This is a genomic window from Halalkalibacter sp. APA_J-10(15) (genome assembly GCF_023017105.1).
Classification (GTDB): domain Bacteria; phylum Bacillota; class Bacilli; order Bacillales; family Bacillaceae_D; genus Halalkalibacter.
Map to the genome: position 1 here is coordinate 53,855 of NZ_JALKEV010000005.1, position 16,991 is coordinate 70,845.

Sequence of the window (16,991 nt, forward strand, 5' to 3'; positions counted from 1 at the left end):
GTTAGATACAGCTTGTTCACCTGTATAATAGAGTTGAGAAATTTGTTGGAAGTCTAATCCGTACAGATTTAGTAGAGGGGGGATTAAAGGTGATAGCTGTTTTGAACGTATTACAATGGTTTACGAAACTCGTGTATCTCAATATTTTGGCGATGCTGTTTATCCTTCTCGGCTTAGGCCTGTTTGGTTTTTTTCCAGCATTGATTGCGACGTTTTTCGTTATGTATCAGTGGATAAATAAGAAACCGGATGTGGCGATCTTTCAATCCTTTTGGCATGCGTATAAAACGTATTTTATAACGAGCAACGTGTTAGGATATTTGTTTGGTGGCACGGGAGTTGTTTTGTATATTGATTTGTATGTGATGAATTCGTCACAATATGTCATTTTACATTATTTAAGCATTCCTCTCCTTGTTCTTGTATTCCTCTATAGTTTGATGCTCTTTTATGTTTTTCCTACGCTTCTTTATGTGGAAGATGAATCTATTTTGAATGTACTAAAGACAGCTTTTCTAACGATGGTCATTAACCCGATTCCTACATTCGCCATGATCGCTGGTTCATTTGGATTAGCGTATATCTTATTTATGTTTCAAGCGTTAATGCCTATTGTAAGTGTGAGCTTGTTTGCATTTGTTATCATGATGCCTGCTCATCATGCTTTTCTAACGATTCAACGAAAGAAAGGGATGTTAAGTGAAGCTAAACGAAAGGAAGTGAAAAATCGTGAAGCCTTTAGTCGCGAATGAAGAACAAATAATCCAGATTATTGATCGAATGGTTGAACGAACGTTTGCGATGGATCATTCGTGGGATTGGCCAGCTGGTGTCGCATTTTACGGCGTAGGTATGGCCTTTCGTGCAACAGGAAAGGAGCAGTATATTGAACGTTTACAGAAGTGGATAGATGAATATATGGCGTTTGGTTTACCTCCGATGTCAGTGAATATCGTTTCGATGGGTCATACTTTATTAACTTTATATCAAGAGACTGGTGATACGCGCTATTTGGAATTAGCTCAAAATAAGGCTGATTATTTATTGAACGATGCGCTTCGCTTTGCAGAAGGAGTGCTGCAACATACGGTCGGAGTAGGACAAAATGATTTTCCTGAACAAGCGTGGATCGATACATTATTTATGGCGGGCTACTTCCTTATTAGGATCGGTACAGAATTGAGAGATGAACGCTATACACAGGATGGCTTACTGCAATTTCAGGGACATGAGAAGTATCTACAAGATCCGATTACGAATCTATATTATCATGGCTGGGATCAAGTTCAAGGAAATAACATGTCGAGTATTTATTGGGCGCGCGGTAATGCTTGGGCGGCGTATACGATGGCTCAAGTTGTAAGAATGATCGATGTAAAAGAGCCTACCTTTATGGAAATATACGGTTCTTTACGAGATCAATTAAGTGCTCTAATAGAGTTACAATCTGATAAAGGATTATGGCACACCGTCTTGACGGATCCAACGTCATATGAAGAAACGTCTGGATCAGCAGGAATAGGAGCAGCGCTTGTTCTAACAGGTCATACACCTAAATCATATCGTGCTGCACAAAGGGTTTTAGAAGGCATATTAGAGAAAGTTGATAAGCATGGAAATGTTTTAGATGTGTCAACAGGAACGGCTGTTATGAATACGGTTGAAGGATATTTACAAACATCGAAAAAAAGAATTGAGGGCTGGGGGCAAGGATTAGCATTGACCTTCTTTTCACATGTTCTCTTAAGAAATAAAAATGCACAGTCTTATGAAAGAGGCAATACGAGTAGTGAATAGAACTTCTTATGTATCTATTCACTATTTTGTATAGAAATTTTTTGAAGGAAGGAGGCGAGGTGGAGGAAGGAGTCATTTCAGTAAAATTCAACTTGTTTGTAACAGCTCAGCACGATGCGTTTTTTTTATTCATTATGAATGTGAGGAGTTAAAAAATGAGGAGGATGGGCATGATCCAAAAAAAGATGACGGTTCTAATGATTTTTTTAATGATTTTTTCATTGTTTGCGAGTAGCGGTGTCTTCGCTGAAACGAGCATATTATCTGAGACCGAGGAAATGCTACATTTGAAGTTTGATCTAGGAACGGAGACAAGCCCGGTTGCTGAAGGTTATACGAAGGTTTCACAAATGACAGAGTATACTAATGAGTTAGGTTATGGCTTTGAGTTAGTGAGAGTTAATGATTCTAGAGACCAAGAGGGTCCAGATGATCTTAGACGAGATTTTGTATTGGCAAGCGGAAATCAATTTACCATAGATGTACCAAATGGAGAGTATGAAGTATTGATTACGACTGGCTCTCAATGGGATAACAATCGGACAAGCTATGCTCTTCAAGCTGGTAATGTGAAGGGCGGTGAGCGTACAGGTGAAGGGGAGTTTATTGTTTATGAGGACGTTGCACTTGTAGAGGATGAACAGATTACAATTGATTTCTCCGATGAATGGGCAAGAATCAATGCGATAGAAATCATTCAAATACCTGAAGAGGAAGAGCTAGATTTACCTGAAGAGCCTTTACATTTAATGTTTGATTTTGGGTCGGCCAGTAGTCCTGTTGAGGACGGGTATTTACAAGTAACCAATACGATGCAATATACTGATGAAAGAGGATATGGAATTAATAAGAACGTTGATCAAAGAGACCGAGGAGCTCCTGATCCACTTAGACGAGACTTCATTATTCATAATGATTATGAGTTTATGGTTGATTTACCAAATGGAGATTATTTCGTTCGAATTATTGCTGGAGATGAGATAGCCTTTAATCGATCAAGCTTCGTCATTGAAGGTGAGAACCAAGGCAATATTACTTCAAATGCAGGGGAGTATGGAATATTAACAGCGATGACGACGGTAGAGGATGGTCAATTAAATATTGAAATTGGAGAAAATGGTCGTATTAATGGGCTAGAGATCATTCCGATGTCGGCGATTACGAGTCTTGAAGTAGTGGATAAGGTGTTATCACCAGAACCGGCCGTTACATTACGGTGGGATGAAGATTCTTCAGCGCAAACGTATCATGTTTATCGGAAATTAGTAGGGGAAAACGACTTTACCCTTATTGACGAAGCAGAAGAAGGAATCTATATAGATCATACGGTTAATATTGGTTACGCTTACAATTATGCGGTTACGTTGGTTACGGAACTAGGGATTGAATCTGATTACAGTAATGAAGTGACTGTGCAAATGGTTGATGAAGAAGTTACAATTCCCAATGCTCCAACAGGATTAAGCATCGAAGGAGCTTTATTAGACGAAGTGACGATTTCGTGGGATGAAGTAGATGAAGCTACCCAGTATTATATTTACCGTTCTCGTTTTGATCAGTCTAAATATCGGAATTATGAAATCGAGTATACAAAAGTTGGAGAGAGCTCTGAGACAAGTTATACCGATGATTCTATCTTTACGTATAATCATTATTATTATGTTGTTCGTGCTGTGAATGATGGAGGAATATCGGGTCGTTCTGAACCAATTGAATCACCTATTACAGAACAGCGTTTACGACAGATGGAGAGCTTGAATCGGTCATTAGTGGCGGCGAAGACTGAAGAGGGGGTTTATATCGGCTGGAGGATGCTTGGAACAGACCCTTCGCATGTTCATTTTGACGTTTACCGGGATGGAGTGAAGATTAATTCAGAGCCAATCACCTCTAGTACAAATTATGTCGATACAGATGGAACGATTGATTCGACGTATCAAGTGAGAGTTAATAATGGTAGCGGTGATCCGTTAACAGAAATTGTTGATGTATGGTCAGAGCAATATTTAAGTATTCCACTTGATAAGCCAGAAGACGGGGTGACCCCTTCAGGTGAAGAATATACGTATACGGCAAACGATGCGAGTGTCGGTGATTTGAATGGTGATGGTAACTATGAAATTATTTTAAAGTGGGAACCAACAAACGCTCAAGATAATTCCCGGTCTGGTTATACGGGAAATGTTTATTTAGATGCGTACACGCTCGAAGGTGAGAAACTATGGCGAATTGATGCCGGACATAACATTCGCGCTGGAGCGCATTACACACAATTTTTAGTCTATGACTTTGATGGAAATGGCAAGTCAGAGCTCGTATTTAAAACGGCGGATGGAACTGTCGATGGTGTAGGTAATGTTGTTGGTGATTCTGAAGCGGATTGGCGAAACTCAAATGGCTATATTTTATCAGGTCCGGAATATTTAACCGTGTTTAACGGTGAGACTGGTGAAGCGTTGGAAACGATTGATTATTATCCGCCACGAGGTAATGTATGCTCATGGGGGGATTGTTACGGGAATCGTGTTGATCGATTCTTAGCGACGGTTGCATATTTAGATGGGGAACGCCCAAGTATTGTGATGGCACGTGGTTATTATACAAGGTCCGTTCTTGCTGCGTATGATTGGCGAGATGGACAATTAACGGAACGATGGATTTTTGATAGTAATGATCCTGGTCATGGCGCTTATGCAGGACAAGGAAATCATAGTATTTCGGCTATTGATGTGGATGGGGATGGCTTTGATGAAATTTATTACGGTGGAATGGTTGTGGATCATGATGGTACGGGCCTCCATACGACTGGATGGGGACATGGGGATGCGAATCATGTAACAGATTTGAATCCGAATCGTCCTGGTATTGAAGCATTTCAGCCTCATGAAAGCAGTGGATCGCCAGTTGGATATGGGATTCGTGATGCTGAGACTGGTGAACTACTATGGGGTGTACGTACTGGATCAGATGTAGGTCGAGGACTTGCAGCAGATATTGATCCTCGCTATGACGGTGCAGAGCTGTGGGCATCTGATTCATGGGATGGAAGCTCAGGTGGTAGTGGCCTGTATTCTGTTGAGGGGGAGTTAATTACAGAAAAAACGCCGATGTCGATTAATCATGCGGTTTGGTGGACAGGTGATTTATTACGTGAATTGTTAGATCATGATTTCAATCCAAATAGTGATCCGCATGGTGTTGGTAAAATTGAAAAATGGAATTGGGAAACAGAGGAGCTTGAAACGATTTTTGTTCCAGAAGGGACACGTTCAAACAATTGGACGAAAGGAAACCCTTCTTTGCAAGCTGATCTATTTGGTGATTGGCGAGAAGAAGTGATTTGGCCTTCCGCTGATAGCACTGAATTAAGAATTTATACAACGACTCATGAAACGGACCACAGGATTTATACACTGATGCATGATCCGACATACCGTGTGGCAATTACATGGCAAAATGTTGCGTACAATCAACCGCCTCACCCAGGGTTTTTCTTAGGGCATGGTATGGGTGAGCCTCCTACTCCAGCGATTGTAACAGGAGATCAGTATGTAGGGCTTGATATTTCTGAGTTTGAACAGTTCATTAAAGATGCTGAGCAATTTACAAATGAAGATAACATATATACAGAGGAGTCTTTTGCCACGTTACAGTCAGCAATTGAGCAGGCAAAAGTAGCAGTGACAAGGATTAGAACTGAAGAGGAATTACAATCTGCGATAGCTGAATTAGAGGCTGCAATAAGTGGATTAGAAATGGAAGACAAGAAAGGGAAAAAAGAGAAGAAAGACAAAAAGGACAAAAAGGACAAAAAGGACAAAAAGGACAAAAAGGACAAAAAGGACAAAAAGGACAAAAAGTGAGTGAAAGATGTAAGTAGATTTTGGATTATATTTAATGAAAGTCAAATGATAATGAATAAGATGTCCTAAAGGGTCTGAATGTGACCTTTTAGGACATTTCTTTGTACATCATTATAAAGGGCGCTAAAAAGTTAAACAAAAAACTTTTTTAGTGCCCTCCTTACGCGTTTTTCTTATGGTTCTTTTGACCAACGATCGATGAACACATTAATTGCTCCATCACCAGTTACATTTGTAGCCGTACCAAAGCTATCTTGCGCCATATACAGGGCAATCATAAGACCAATTGCTGCTTCATGAAAGCCTAGAACGGATGTTAATACACCTAGTGCAGCCATAATCGCTCCACCTGGAACTCCTGGGGCTGCGACCATAATAATACCAAGCATGAAAATAACATACAACATTTCTAAGAACGTTGGCTGAGTAAGCTCAGGGCTCATCGCCATAACAGCAACAGCACACATGATAATGGTGATGACACTACCTGACAGGTGAATTGAAGCACAAAGAGGTACACCGAAATTCGCTACACTTTCTTTTACTTTGTTTTGTTTGACTGATTTTAACGTAACAGGAATAGTAGCAGCACTGCTCATTGTACCAATGGCTGTAAAATAAGCAGGTAACATATTTTTCAATAAGGCAAAAGGATTTTGTTTCGTAACGATTCCTGCAACGGTATACTGGATGATTAGCCATACCCAATGAATAACAATCGCTAAAATCAGAACAATTCCAAAAACCTTCAATGTTGCAAAAACCGTTCCTTCTGAGCCGAGTTCGGCGAACACACCTGCAATATAAAATGGCAATAGTGGGATAATCACTTTTGCGATTACGAGTTCAATGATGTTTTTCCCTTCATCAAACATATTTTTCAACCATTCGCCTTTTATCTTTGTGATTCCAATACCAAAAACAAAGGCTGTGACAAGTGCAGTTACAACTCCCATAAGGGGTGCGATATCCATTTCTAAAAACGGTTCTAAAGCGCTTCCTTCGCTTACAGCTTGACTTTCTGTTGATATAAATGGAATAACGGTCATTGCTACTAAAAAGGCTAATAAACCAGCTAGAATCGTTGAAACATACGCTGTTCCAACTGTTTTTCCAACTAGTTTTCCTGAACCTTTCCCAAGACCAGCGACTCCGCTAGCAATGAAAAAGAGAATAATAAATGGAATCATAAAGTTGATAAAGCTGCCAAAGACGGACTTAATCGTAATGAGGATACGAACTAAGAAATCAGGACCGACTAAACCAATTGCAACTCCTAAAATAATTCCTAATAGTAACTTAAAGATAAGTTTCATATGATTAGCTCCTAACCCAAAAATGTGCATTTGCAGAAAACAAATGTATATTCTCATTCTACAGAAATCGACGTAATTCACAATGCTTCTATCTAAATTCGGAATAGTAAATGAATTGTAAAGATTAAGAGTTAACGAAATTATTTGAGAATAGCTATGAGTTTGTTTTTTTTTTACACAAAATGGCTCAAATCATTGGAAGAAAATAATGAAAGATTTTGAAAGATACTGAAAATGTAGTAGGATAGATGTAAGAATAGAAAAAAAGGTGCTGGTTGTATTGAATGCAAGAAACGAAGAAATGAACGCTATACTTTCATATATCGAAGATCATCTCTACGAACCTGTAACACTTGCTCAATTGGCAAATCATATCTCATATAGTCGCTATCATTTTGCTCGAATGTTTAAAAAGGAGACGGGTTTGTCACCGCTTTATTATGTCGCTTCGCTTCGTTTACAAAAGGCAAAGGATCTATTACTGCAAACAAACCTAAGTGTTCGCGATATTGGCATGGAGATTGGACAACAAAGCTTAGGAACCTTTACGACTCGGTTTACTGAAAGAGTCGGTGTCACCCCTGTTCAATTCCGTCACTCTATGAAGCAGGTAGATGAACAACTAGAATCTCTGAAACAATTAGAGAATTGGGAAGACACTAGTCAATGGTCTAATCCATCTTTGAAAGTAGAAGGAGTGATTGATTCAACTCATGAATTCAAAGGGTTTGTATTAGTTGGTTTATTTGCTAAGCCTATCCCTGAAGGTTTGCCTCTATATGGAACGTTGCTATCTCGTCTTGGGCCATTTTCGTTTACAAATGTAAGGCCGGGTATTTATTATTTATTGGCTACTTCTATCCAATGGGGAATGGCAGCACAAGACATTTTACTTCCACATTCGACGCTTCGTGCAAGAGTGAAACAACCGATTGTGATTTCAAATGATCATATGGTTCAACCTCAAAGAATGACTCTACACCCACCGTTAATTGATGAGCCACCTATTATAATTTCTTTACCTGTGCTTATGAATCGTTTTCTTCAAAGGAAATAACCTTGTTACCCGTTAGACCATAAAAAAATAACTCAAGCAGCTGGTCGATATCACTATCTTCGTTTTCGTTTTGAACAGAGAGCTGGATGAATTCGTGTAAGTACATATTTAAATACCGAAGTAACACTTTATTTGAATAGTGTGATGAAATGTAACCTTCCTCTTTTCCTAATGCAACAAGCTTTAAATAAAAGCTTATGAATTTTTCTTCATTGTTCGAGTAAATGAATGTAAGCGGACTCACCGATGAATCATGTCCCTTAATGGAAGCGGCCTTCTTTAAGTTTACAGATTCGTGTGTGAATAGTTCTTTAAGCTTCTGATTAAAAGGGAGCTGAGAATACAAAATGTGTTCATAATCCGCTAGAATTTGGTCAATCCAATGATTCATCATATTTTCATAAAGATTTTCTTTTGTTTCAAAATAATTAAAAATTGTAGCGGGTGATACATTCGCAAGTTCAGCTATTTCATTTACATTTACTTTTGAAAAACCGTGCTTCGTCATTAAGTGAAAGCACGCATTATAAATTTGCTTTATTTTTTTTTGTTTTCTTTTTTCAAATCCATTCATGTTTATATAGACCTCGTTTTATAGTTTTATGATATTTTACTACAAAACTATTGTTGCGTCGAGCGGTGTGTAGTAATATAGTTTTATAGTTATTTATATTTTAACTACAAAACTATAAAGAGGTGTTTCGAATGAAAAGTGTGCAAATTCCAACTTTTTTTCATGAGGTTTTTGGTAAAAGGCAGCTTTTGCTTCATTTAATTAGTGTATTAGTTGTTGGTTTTGTTTTGACCATTTCCTTATTTTTATACAGCTATGATAGCTATGAATTAATCCCTTTTTGGAAAATGGGCTTAGCATTTATTCTTATTTTTGATATTTTTGCAGGTTCCCTTGCTAATTTAACGTCTGGTACAAATGATTATTATATGCAAAGTCACCTTAGACGAATGGTTTTTATAGCCATTCATGTTCATATTTTGTTGATCGCTTACTTATTAGGTGCGAACTTCTTCATTGCTTGTCTAGTCTGGCTGTATACGATTTGTTCTGCCTATATAGTGAATTTGCTGAAAGATGAGCCACAATTATTTACTGCGGGGGTGCTGTTTCTTGTAGGCTTATTAGGTGTATCAATGTTATGGATTACGGAACCTCTCATGCTTATTGTAGCCATTGTGTTTCTCTTTAAAGTTATATTCAGCTTTGGAGTGAATCATTATAAGGAAAAGGAGAGAGAAGAATGAGCCCTTTTTCTATACGTAAGTTGGAAAGTACAGATCGCTCAGCATTTATTCATGTAATGGTAAATGCTTTTGAGAATGATCCTTTATTGCAACATGTATTTTCTCAATTGAATCATAATGACAAACAAAAAAAGAGAATGGTTGCTTTTTTTCGTTTCATATTTGATCAATCCTTCCTTTTTTCAGAAGAAGGTTGGGGGGTTTTTGAGGATGAGCGGTTAGTAGGAGCATACATTGTCGAATCACCTTCTAAGAAAAGCAACCATATCGGACGTGACACGTGTCAGCTAATTTTGTTTGCATTCACCCTTTTGCTTAAGATAGGGTTTCGTTCCTTTTTACGGTTGAATGATTATTTTGTATCAACAAGAAAGGATTCAATGCTGAGATATCATTACTTAATTGTCATTGGTGTTTCTGTTGGCATGCACAGGAGAGGGATAGGTCGAATGATGTTGAATCATTTAGTTGATGAAGTAAAGGCAGATGATAAATCGATTGGAATTGCATTGGATACGGAGAATACTCGCAATGTTGCTATTTATGAGAAAGTAGGGTTTAAAATGGCTAAAGTGATACAAAGTAAAGGGCTGCCAATTTACTGCATGAAAATGGGCATAAAAAGCTAATTCGTTCATATTTAGGCGCACATCTATTTACACTTACAATATTTCCTTCTTTTTTAATGCACATTCGTTGCAGTGAATGGTCTAAAGTAATCACATTTGGCAAAGGAGAAATAAATATGAAAAAGTATTGCAATTAGATTGTAATCATTTTATAATGAATTTATCGAAAGCGGTTTCTGAAATAATTCTATAAAATCATAATAGAAAATGAGATGATTTGCAGGATATTTAGAATCATCACCTATTTTTTACATTTTCGAAAGCGCTTTTTATTTTAGTTTTTTTACGGTTTTTCGAAAGGGGTTTAGTAATGTCGTTTATTCAATTTCCGAAAGAGATGAAATGGGGAGCAGCAACAGCATCCTATCAAATAGAAGGGGCTGTTAATGAAGGCGGACGTGGCTTATCTATATGGGATACGTTCTCGAAAACCCCTGGTAAAGTATATAACGGAGACAATGGCGATGTTGCGTGCGATAGCTACCATCGTTATGAAGAGGACGTTGAAATTATGCAGGATCTCGGTATTAACATGTATCGATTTTCAGTTGCGTGTCCTCGTATTTTCCCGAATGGAATAGGAGAGGTGAATCAAGAGGGGCTTGATTATTATCATCGTCTAGTAGATCGCTTGCTTGAGGCTGGAATTGAGCCGTTATGTACACTATATCATTGGGATTTGCCACAAGTGTTACAAGAACAAGGTGGATGGGATAACCGTGAAACAATCGAGGCATTTGTTCATTATGCGAAAACGATGTTTAACGAATTCGATGGTAAGATTACGAAATGGATTACGTTTAATGAGCCGTGGTGTGTTTCATATTTATCGAACTTTTTAGGAGCGCATGCTCCAGGATACACCGATCTACAATTAGCGACGAATGTTGCCCATCATTTGCATGTTGCTCACGGTAAAACGGTTATTGCATTTAGGGAGTTAGGCACACAAGGGGAGATTGGCTATGCTCCTAATGTTGAATGGAATGAACCGTATAGTGCTAAACAAGAGGATAAGGACGCATGTGCGCGGGCGAATGCTTTCTTTATTGAATGGTTTTTTGATCCTGTTTTTAAAGGTAGCTATCCGACATTCCTTGTTGATTGGTTTAAAGGAAAAGGTGTAACTGTACCAATTCAAGAAGGAGATATGGCCATCATCCATCAACCAATCGATTTTGTTGGAATTAACTACTATACAGGTAGTGTCGGGCGTTATAAGAAAGATGAAGGATTGTTTGATCATGAGCGTGTTGACACGGGCTATCAGAAAACGGACATTGGGTGGAACGTTTATCCAGAAGGTTTTTATAACGTATTACGATATTTGACAGAGCGTTATGGAGCATTTCCAATCTACATTACGGAAAATGGTTCGTGCTATAACGAGGACGTGGAACATGGCAAAGTGAATGATCAAGGTCGCATTGATTATTTGAAGCAACATTTAACATCGTTACATCGTGCTATGCTATCAGGTGTAAACATTAAAGGATATTTAACTTGGTCACTATTGGATAATTTCGAATGGGCTGAAGGGTACAAGATGCGATTTGGTATTGTTCATGTCAATTATCGTACTTTAGAAAGAACGAAAAAAGAAAGCTACTATTGGTATCAACATATGTTAAAAAACGGATTTTTTGAAGTATAAAGCAAGGGCTTGGCTACAAGGAGAGAATTCACTGACTTTGTCAGTGAATCTCTTAGCTATAGAAAATAGATGATAATTCCCACTAAAAAAGAAAGCGCTTTAATTCTCTTAAGGAGGTGATGCCACAACAGAATGGATAACGTTTAGAAATGGATCTATTTAGAAGGGACAAAACAATTTTTTTAAGGGGGAAAAGAAAATGAAATGGTTAAAGGTAGCGGCAATATCTTTATTCGCAACAGCTATATTAGTAGCATGTGGAGGTAATGAGGATACTTCTTCAAATGATGGTGACAATGGTGGTGGTACATCAGGAGGAGAAGAAGTGGAATTAGTCTTTTGGGAGTTCGGGAATACGGGATATGATGTTTTAATTGAAGAGTATGTAGCTGACAATCCGCATGTGACGATAGACCTTCAGAACAGTGATATGAATGATCTACATGATAATTTATTTACATCTATTTCTGCCGAAAGTGGTGCACCTGATATCACGATGATAGAGGAAGGTCAGATTGAACGTTTTCGTAGCGCTGAAAGTAGTTTTGTGAACCTGTATGATCACGGTGCTAGTGATGTAGAGGAAGAGTTTTTGGATTGGGTATGGCGAAATGGAGAAAATGGTGATGGTGACTTCTTATTTGGACTACCGACAGATATTGGTCCAACAGTCATGTTCTATCGTACCGATGTATTTGAGGAGGCTGGCTTTAACTCTTCACCTGAAGCGGTTTCGGAGTTAGTTAGTACATGGGAAGATTATGAACGCGTTGCAAATGAAATTTATGAAAACACAGGTAAATTAATGACAGATAGTGCAGAGCTTGTTTACAATGCACGGCGTGATCAAGCAACACAGCAATATTTTAATACAGATGATGAACTAATTATGGATGAGCATCCCCAAGTGAGAGAAGCGTTTGATTACACAGCTAGACTGCTTGAACAAGGAGTAATAGGGGAAATCCCGCTTTGGGAGCCTGAATGGTATGCAGGCATGGGAAATGGATCGTATGCTACTATGCTAGCTCCTGCATGGATGCAAGGCACTATTAAAGACCATGAACCTGAAGAAGGGATTTGGTCTATTACAACGATGCCTGAAGGTGCAGGGAATTGGGGCGGTTCTTATTTAGCTATTCCTTCAGAAACGAATCATGCTGAAGAGGCGTATCAGTTTATTGAATGGTTAACGGCTCCAGAACAGCAATTAAAGGCATTTTTAGGGTATGGTCTCTTTCCATCAGCACCAGCTGTATATGATATGCCTGATTTCTTAGACTATGAAGATGACTACTTTGGAGGCATCGCAACAGCGCAAATATTCTCAGAAGCAGCACAAGCTGTTGAGCCGATTTACAAAGGTAGAAGCTATTATGATGTTGATGGTGAAGTGAAAGAAGGGATTGATAATGTATCAGCAGGCTCAGACTCTCAAACAGAGTGGGATGCAGCTCTTGAACGAATTCACAGAGTGCTAGACAGACAATAGTCTTTATGTAAAGGGTTGTCCATTAGTTACTAGCCGTGGACAGCCCTAAAACAATTTAAGAGCTTCATACCTATACAGTATCTTATTTATTCTTATTTGTATAAGTTCATTGATTTAAGGAGGGGAAACGATGGAGACGGTTCCTAATACAAAAAAACCAAAAACGAAAGTGGCAAAAATGTCGGAGAAACGAAAAACGGCACTGTCTGCTTATATCTTTATATCACCATTCTTTATATTGTTTGCGATCTTTGGGCTATTCCCTATGATTTTTAGTTTTTATTTGTCGTTCTTTCGATGGGACGGTTTAAGTCCGATGACCTTTAGTGGCTTGAGGAATTTTGAGTTTATTTTTACAGATCCTGTTTTCTATTCGTCTATTTATAATACGTTCATTATTGGGATTATGGGAACACTACCACAGATCGTTGTTGCTATCTTACTTGCATTTGCTTTAAATTCTACATTAATTCGATTCCGTAATACATTTCGAACATTAGTATTTCTACCATATATTACATCGATTGTGGCAGTTGCGATCATTTTTGGCGTCGTTTTTAACAATCAACCATTTGGGTTCGCAAACTATATTCTTAGCTTCTTTGATATTGATCCAATTCGTTGGAATCAAGAGTATTGGCCGGTTAAGTTTGCTATTGCATCGATGGTGTTTTGGAGATGGGTTGGTTATAATACGATTATTTTCTTGGCAGGTATGCAAAGTATTCCGCGAGAATTGTATGAAGCAGCTAAGATTGATGGTGCAACTATAGGGCAGCAAATTCGATTAATAACGTTACCAATGCTAAAACCAATTACGATGTTTGTTGTATTCACTGCAACAATTGGAAGCTTTCAGTTATTCACGGAGCCTTTGGTTTTCTTAGGAAGAGGGTTACGTGAGGAGGGAATTACGATGGTTGCTTACTTATGGAGAGATGCCTTCGTTTATAATTCGTTTGGAACGGCATCTGCGGCAGCGATAGTTCTATTCCTTATTATTATTGTATTAACTTCAATTAATTTACTACTTACAAATCGTATTGGTCGTTCAAAGAAGGTCGGTTAAGGAGGGGTTGAAATGGCTAAAAAGTATTCAGAAGTAGGTTCTAAGCAATTCTCATTAAAAAAGCTATTTGTTTATTTGTTTCTTGTAACGGGGTCATTACTTTCTTTATTTCCATTTTATTATATGTTTGTAATGGCCACTAGTACAAATCGTGAAATTAACCAAGTTCCACCACCATTTACACCTGGTAGCAATGTGATTGAAAATTTTCAAAAAGTACTTAGCAATATTGATTTTTTTGGTTCGATGTTAAATTCAGTCATTGTAGCTGTACTGATTACAATGGGGACATTATTTCTTTGTTCGTTAGCAGGTTACACATTTGCCAAGCTTGATTTTAAAGGGAAAAATGTTCTGTTTGTCATGATCTTAGTTACGATGATGGTTCCTCCACAGTTAGGGCTGATTCCACAATATTATATTATTACATCTTTAGGATGGTTAAATGATTTAAGAGCCATTATTGTGCCTGGTTTAATTAATGCGTTCGGTATTTTTTGGATGAGACAATATATTAAAGATGGGGTGCCATTTGAAATTATTGAAGCAGCAAGAATGGATGGTTGTTCTCATTTTCGTACGTACTGGAATGTAGTAGTACCAATGATTTTACCTGCATTTGCCACATTGGGGATTATTGTATTTATGCATGTTTGGAATGATTTCTTGTGGCCATTAGTTGTATTAAGAGACCCTTCGGTGCATACACTACAAGTTGCTTTACGTGCTTTGAATGACGCAAGACAAGTCGATTATGGTATGATTATGTCAGGAACGTTTTGGGCAACAGTGCCATTAATCATTATCTTCTTACTTTTTAATCGGATGTTTATTCAAAGCCTATCTGAAGGCGCAGTTAAGAGCTAAACGAAGCGTATATGAAGAGTGAATAGAGTCTAAATGATAAAAGACTCTATTTATTCTTTCTTAATTCTTTATAATTGCTGGTGGTTCTTAAAATCGCAAATCTAATTTTGATATTTAATTGTTTAAATATCATTTGATTCTTAACATTTATGTGGATTTGGGATTTTAAGGTTCATCCTATGACGGTAGCCTTATTTTCTTCCTTTAATCATTAGTTAGGAAGGAAATGAGGTTAACTAGAAAGAAGCATCCAACTATTAAAAGGATTCTATTCTTAGGTGAATGTTTCTAGCTGTATTTCTTGATTAATGTATAATAAGTATAGTAAGTGAATTGTAGGAGAGAAGCGACATGGCAACCATATATGATATAGCAAAGAAAACGGGATTTTCTATCACAACTGTATCAAAAGTATTAAATAATTATTCAGATGTTAGTGATAAAACGAGAAAGAAAATAATAGAAGCTGTAAATGAAGTAGGTTATTATCCAAATTCTAATGCTCGAACACTTACAACGAAAAAATCGTGGACACTTGGTGTCGTTTTTGTTGAGGATTCAGGAAAAGGGATCGAGCATCCATTTTTTAGTGCGGTTATTGAAAGTTTTAAAAAAAATGTAGAAAAGTCTGGATATGATCTTTTATTTGCTTCTAATCGAATAGGTCACGAGGAAAAATCGTATTTGGATCACTTTTTATATCGTGGCGTAGACGGAGTTGTTGTTGTATGTTCAATCTTAAATGATCCTGATGTGAACAAGCTAGTACAATCGAATATCCCTACCGTTGTCATTGATTTAGACAGTCACGAATCGAGTGTTGTATATAGTGATAATCATTATGGGAGTGAACTAGCTGTCGATTACCTTTATTCATTAGGCCATCAAAAGATAGCTCATATTCATGGTGATAAGAGTGAGTTTGCCGGTGTGCAACGTCTAGAAGGGTATATTAAAGCTATGGATAAGTACCAATTATCATTAAAAGACGAGTATATTGCCGATGGGGGCTACTTTTCATTTGAAGGCGGACAAGAAGCTATGCGTGCTCTGCTAAAGTGTGAAGACAAACCAACTGCTGTTTATGTAGCAGGGGATTTAATGGCACTTGGAGCGATAAAGGAGATTCAAAAAGCAAACTTAAATGTTCCTAAAGACATATCTGTTATCGGGTTTGATGATATACAGATGAGTAAATATATGTCGCCTGCTTTAACAACGATTAGGTAAGATACAAAGTTAATTGGGCGAACAGCTGCTAGTTTATTGATTGAGCAAATTAATGATAAGAAAAAGAGAGCAATGTCTGTTAAAATACCAGTATCTTTAATCGAGAGGGAATCTTGTAAGCCCTTAAAGAATAATTAAACATGTCCATTTAAATAGTGAGAAGCTGTGAATAAATCATGAAAGGTGAGTAGCACGATCATTTGTGCCTTCCACATATGATATGATAATAGTTAGAATATGATAATCACAGAGGTGTTACGTTTTGAATCGAACGAAATTATTATTACGATTTTCGGCCGTTTATGCGGTTATAGGGGTTTTTATAGGGGGACATATGGCAGGGGCAGGCTCGTATATGTTTAGAGCAATTCATGCTCATATTCTTGTGGTTGGATGGCTTTCGCTGTTTGCGTTTGCAGCGTTTTATGCTCTATTTAAGATACCAAAGTCATCTAAGCTAGCTGCTGTACATGTGTGGACAGCCTTGATAGGAAGCTTTGGATTGACAGCTGGGATGTGGGTGTATAACTTTAATCCTGATGAAGTACTTACGCTTATCTTCTATATTATAGGTGGAACCGTTTTGATGGTGAGCTTTGTTGTTTATGCTATAATGACATTCGTTTTTGGTGCAGTGTTTAAGGATAATCAGTAGACATTAGATAGATTAGAAAAGAAGCTGGGACATAACTAGCGAATAGTAAGAAAGGTGAATTTGAGCGAACTCAAATTCACCTTTCTCTATTTTGCATGTAAA

General features: G+C 37.7%; 13 protein-coding genes and 1 pseudogene. 12 read left to right on the top strand and 2 right to left on the bottom strand.

The features are described 5' to 3' along the window. The first annotated feature begins 89 nt into the window (after nt 1-89). The 3 genes from MW695_RS07420 to MW695_RS22820 all read left to right on the top strand — a co-directional run bounded on the left by MW695_RS07420 (nt 90) and on the right by MW695_RS22820 (nt 5,660). Nucleotides 90-752, top strand: a complete 663-nt coding sequence (locus MW695_RS07420; protein ID WP_247104566.1) for a YesL family protein — start codon at nt 90-92, stop codon at nt 750-752. Then, on the top strand, nt 730-1,797 hold the full coding sequence (locus tag MW695_RS07425) for a glycoside hydrolase family 88/105 protein (RefSeq protein ID WP_247104567.1): 1,068 nt from the start codon (nt 730-732) through the stop codon (nt 1,795-1,797). The genes MW695_RS07420 and MW695_RS07425 overlap by 23 nt, the downstream gene beginning before the upstream one ends. Nucleotides 1,798-1,967: 170 nt before the next feature. Then, complete coding sequence (locus MW695_RS22820; RefSeq protein ID WP_274169697.1) at nt 1,968-5,660, top strand: rhamnogalacturonan lyase family protein; 3,693 nt, start codon at nt 1,968-1,970, stop codon at nt 5,658-5,660. 173 nt (nt 5,661-5,833) lie between these two features. Here MW695_RS22820 and MW695_RS07435 read toward each other — a convergent pair whose 3' ends face one another. Next, a complete protein-coding gene (locus MW695_RS07435) occupies nt 5,834-6,976 on the bottom strand; it encodes a dicarboxylate/amino acid:cation symporter (protein ID WP_247104568.1) in 1,143 nt (380 codons plus the stop codon). A gap of 280 nt (nt 6,977-7,256) precedes the next feature. Between MW695_RS07435 and MW695_RS07440 the strand changes: the two genes are divergently transcribed. Then, a complete protein-coding gene (locus MW695_RS07440; protein ID WP_306421106.1) occupies nt 7,257-8,033 on the top strand; it encodes a helix-turn-helix domain-containing protein in 777 nt (258 codons plus the stop codon). Here MW695_RS07440 and MW695_RS07445 read toward each other — a convergent pair. After that, nucleotides 8,005-8,607 (bottom strand): TetR/AcrR family transcriptional regulator, encoded by a 603-nt coding sequence (locus MW695_RS07445; RefSeq protein WP_247104569.1) that lies wholly within the window; start codon nt 8,605-8,607, stop codon nt 8,005-8,007. The genes MW695_RS07440 and MW695_RS07445 overlap by 29 nt on opposite strands. Before the next feature lie 131 nt (nt 8,608-8,738). Here MW695_RS07445 and MW695_RS07450 point away from each other — a divergent pair, with 131 nt between their 5' ends. The 8 genes and pseudogenes from MW695_RS07450 (at nt 8,739) to MW695_RS07485 (ending at nt 16,889) form a co-directional block, all read left to right on the top strand. Then, nucleotides 8,739-9,293, top strand: coding sequence for a hypothetical protein (locus MW695_RS07450; RefSeq protein WP_247104570.1), 555 nt, complete (start codon nt 8,739-8,741; stop codon nt 9,291-9,293). Continuing rightward, nucleotides 9,290-9,922: a GNAT family N-acetyltransferase gene (locus MW695_RS07455; RefSeq protein ID WP_247104571.1), complete on the top strand. Its 633-nt coding sequence runs from the start codon at nt 9,290-9,292 to the stop codon at nt 9,920-9,922. The genes MW695_RS07450 and MW695_RS07455 overlap by 4 nt, the downstream gene beginning before the upstream one ends. Nucleotides 9,923-10,232: 310 nt before the next feature. Continuing rightward, nucleotides 10,233-11,576, top strand: a complete 1,344-nt coding sequence (locus MW695_RS07460) for a GH1 family beta-glucosidase (protein ID WP_247104572.1) — start codon at nt 10,233-10,235, stop codon at nt 11,574-11,576. A gap of 199 nt (nt 11,577-11,775) precedes the next feature. Beyond that, nucleotides 11,776-13,068, top strand: coding sequence for an ABC transporter substrate-binding protein (locus MW695_RS07465; protein ID WP_247104573.1), 1,293 nt, complete (start codon nt 11,776-11,778; stop codon nt 13,066-13,068). 130 nt (nt 13,069-13,198) lie between these two features. Further along, complete coding sequence (locus MW695_RS07470) at nt 13,199-14,137, top strand: carbohydrate ABC transporter permease (RefSeq protein WP_247104574.1); 939 nt, start codon at nt 13,199-13,201, stop codon at nt 14,135-14,137. A gap of 12 nt (nt 14,138-14,149) precedes the next feature. Continuing rightward, the gene (locus MW695_RS07475; RefSeq protein WP_247104575.1) at nt 14,150-15,004 is read left to right on the top strand and encodes a carbohydrate ABC transporter permease; all 855 of its coding nucleotides are present in this window, start codon (nt 14,150-14,152) and stop codon (nt 15,002-15,004) included. Between the two features lie 351 nt (nt 15,005-15,355). Next, nucleotides 15,356-16,372: pseudogene (locus MW695_RS07480) on the top strand (LacI family DNA-binding transcriptional regulator). A 124-nt stretch (nt 16,373-16,496) separates the two neighbouring features. Further along, complete coding sequence (locus MW695_RS07485) at nt 16,497-16,889, top strand: hypothetical protein (RefSeq protein WP_247104576.1); 393 nt, start codon at nt 16,497-16,499, stop codon at nt 16,887-16,889. Nucleotides 16,890-16,991: the final 102 nt, after the last annotated feature.

Bases quoted from the DNA above. Each gene is read 5' to 3' on its own strand.
- MW695_RS07435 (WP_247104568.1), bottom strand. From the start codon at position 6,976: ATGAAACTTATCTTTAAGTTACTATTAGGAATTATTTTAGGAGTTGCA.
- MW695_RS07445 (WP_247104569.1), bottom strand. From the start codon at position 8,607: ATGAATGGATTTGAAAAAAGAAAACAAAAAAAAATAAAGCAAATTTAT.
- MW695_RS07465 (WP_247104573.1), top strand. From the start codon at position 11,776: ATGAAATGGTTAAAGGTAGCGGCAATATCTTTATTCGCAACAGCTATA.
- MW695_RS22820 (WP_274169697.1), top strand. From the start codon at position 1,968: ATGATCCAAAAAAAGATGACGGTTCTAATGATTTTTTTAATGATTTTT.
- MW695_RS07470 (WP_247104574.1), top strand. From the start codon at position 13,199: ATGGAGACGGTTCCTAATACAAAAAAACCAAAAACGAAAGTGGCAAAA.
- MW695_RS07475 (WP_247104575.1), top strand. From the start codon at position 14,150: ATGGCTAAAAAGTATTCAGAAGTAGGTTCTAAGCAATTCTCATTAAAA.
- MW695_RS07455 (WP_247104571.1), top strand. From the start codon at position 9,290: ATGAGCCCTTTTTCTATACGTAAGTTGGAAAGTACAGATCGCTCAGCA.
- MW695_RS07460 (WP_247104572.1), top strand. From the start codon at position 10,233: ATGTCGTTTATTCAATTTCCGAAAGAGATGAAATGGGGAGCAGCAACA.
- MW695_RS07450 (WP_247104570.1), top strand. From the start codon at position 8,739: ATGAAAAGTGTGCAAATTCCAACTTTTTTTCATGAGGTTTTTGGTAAA.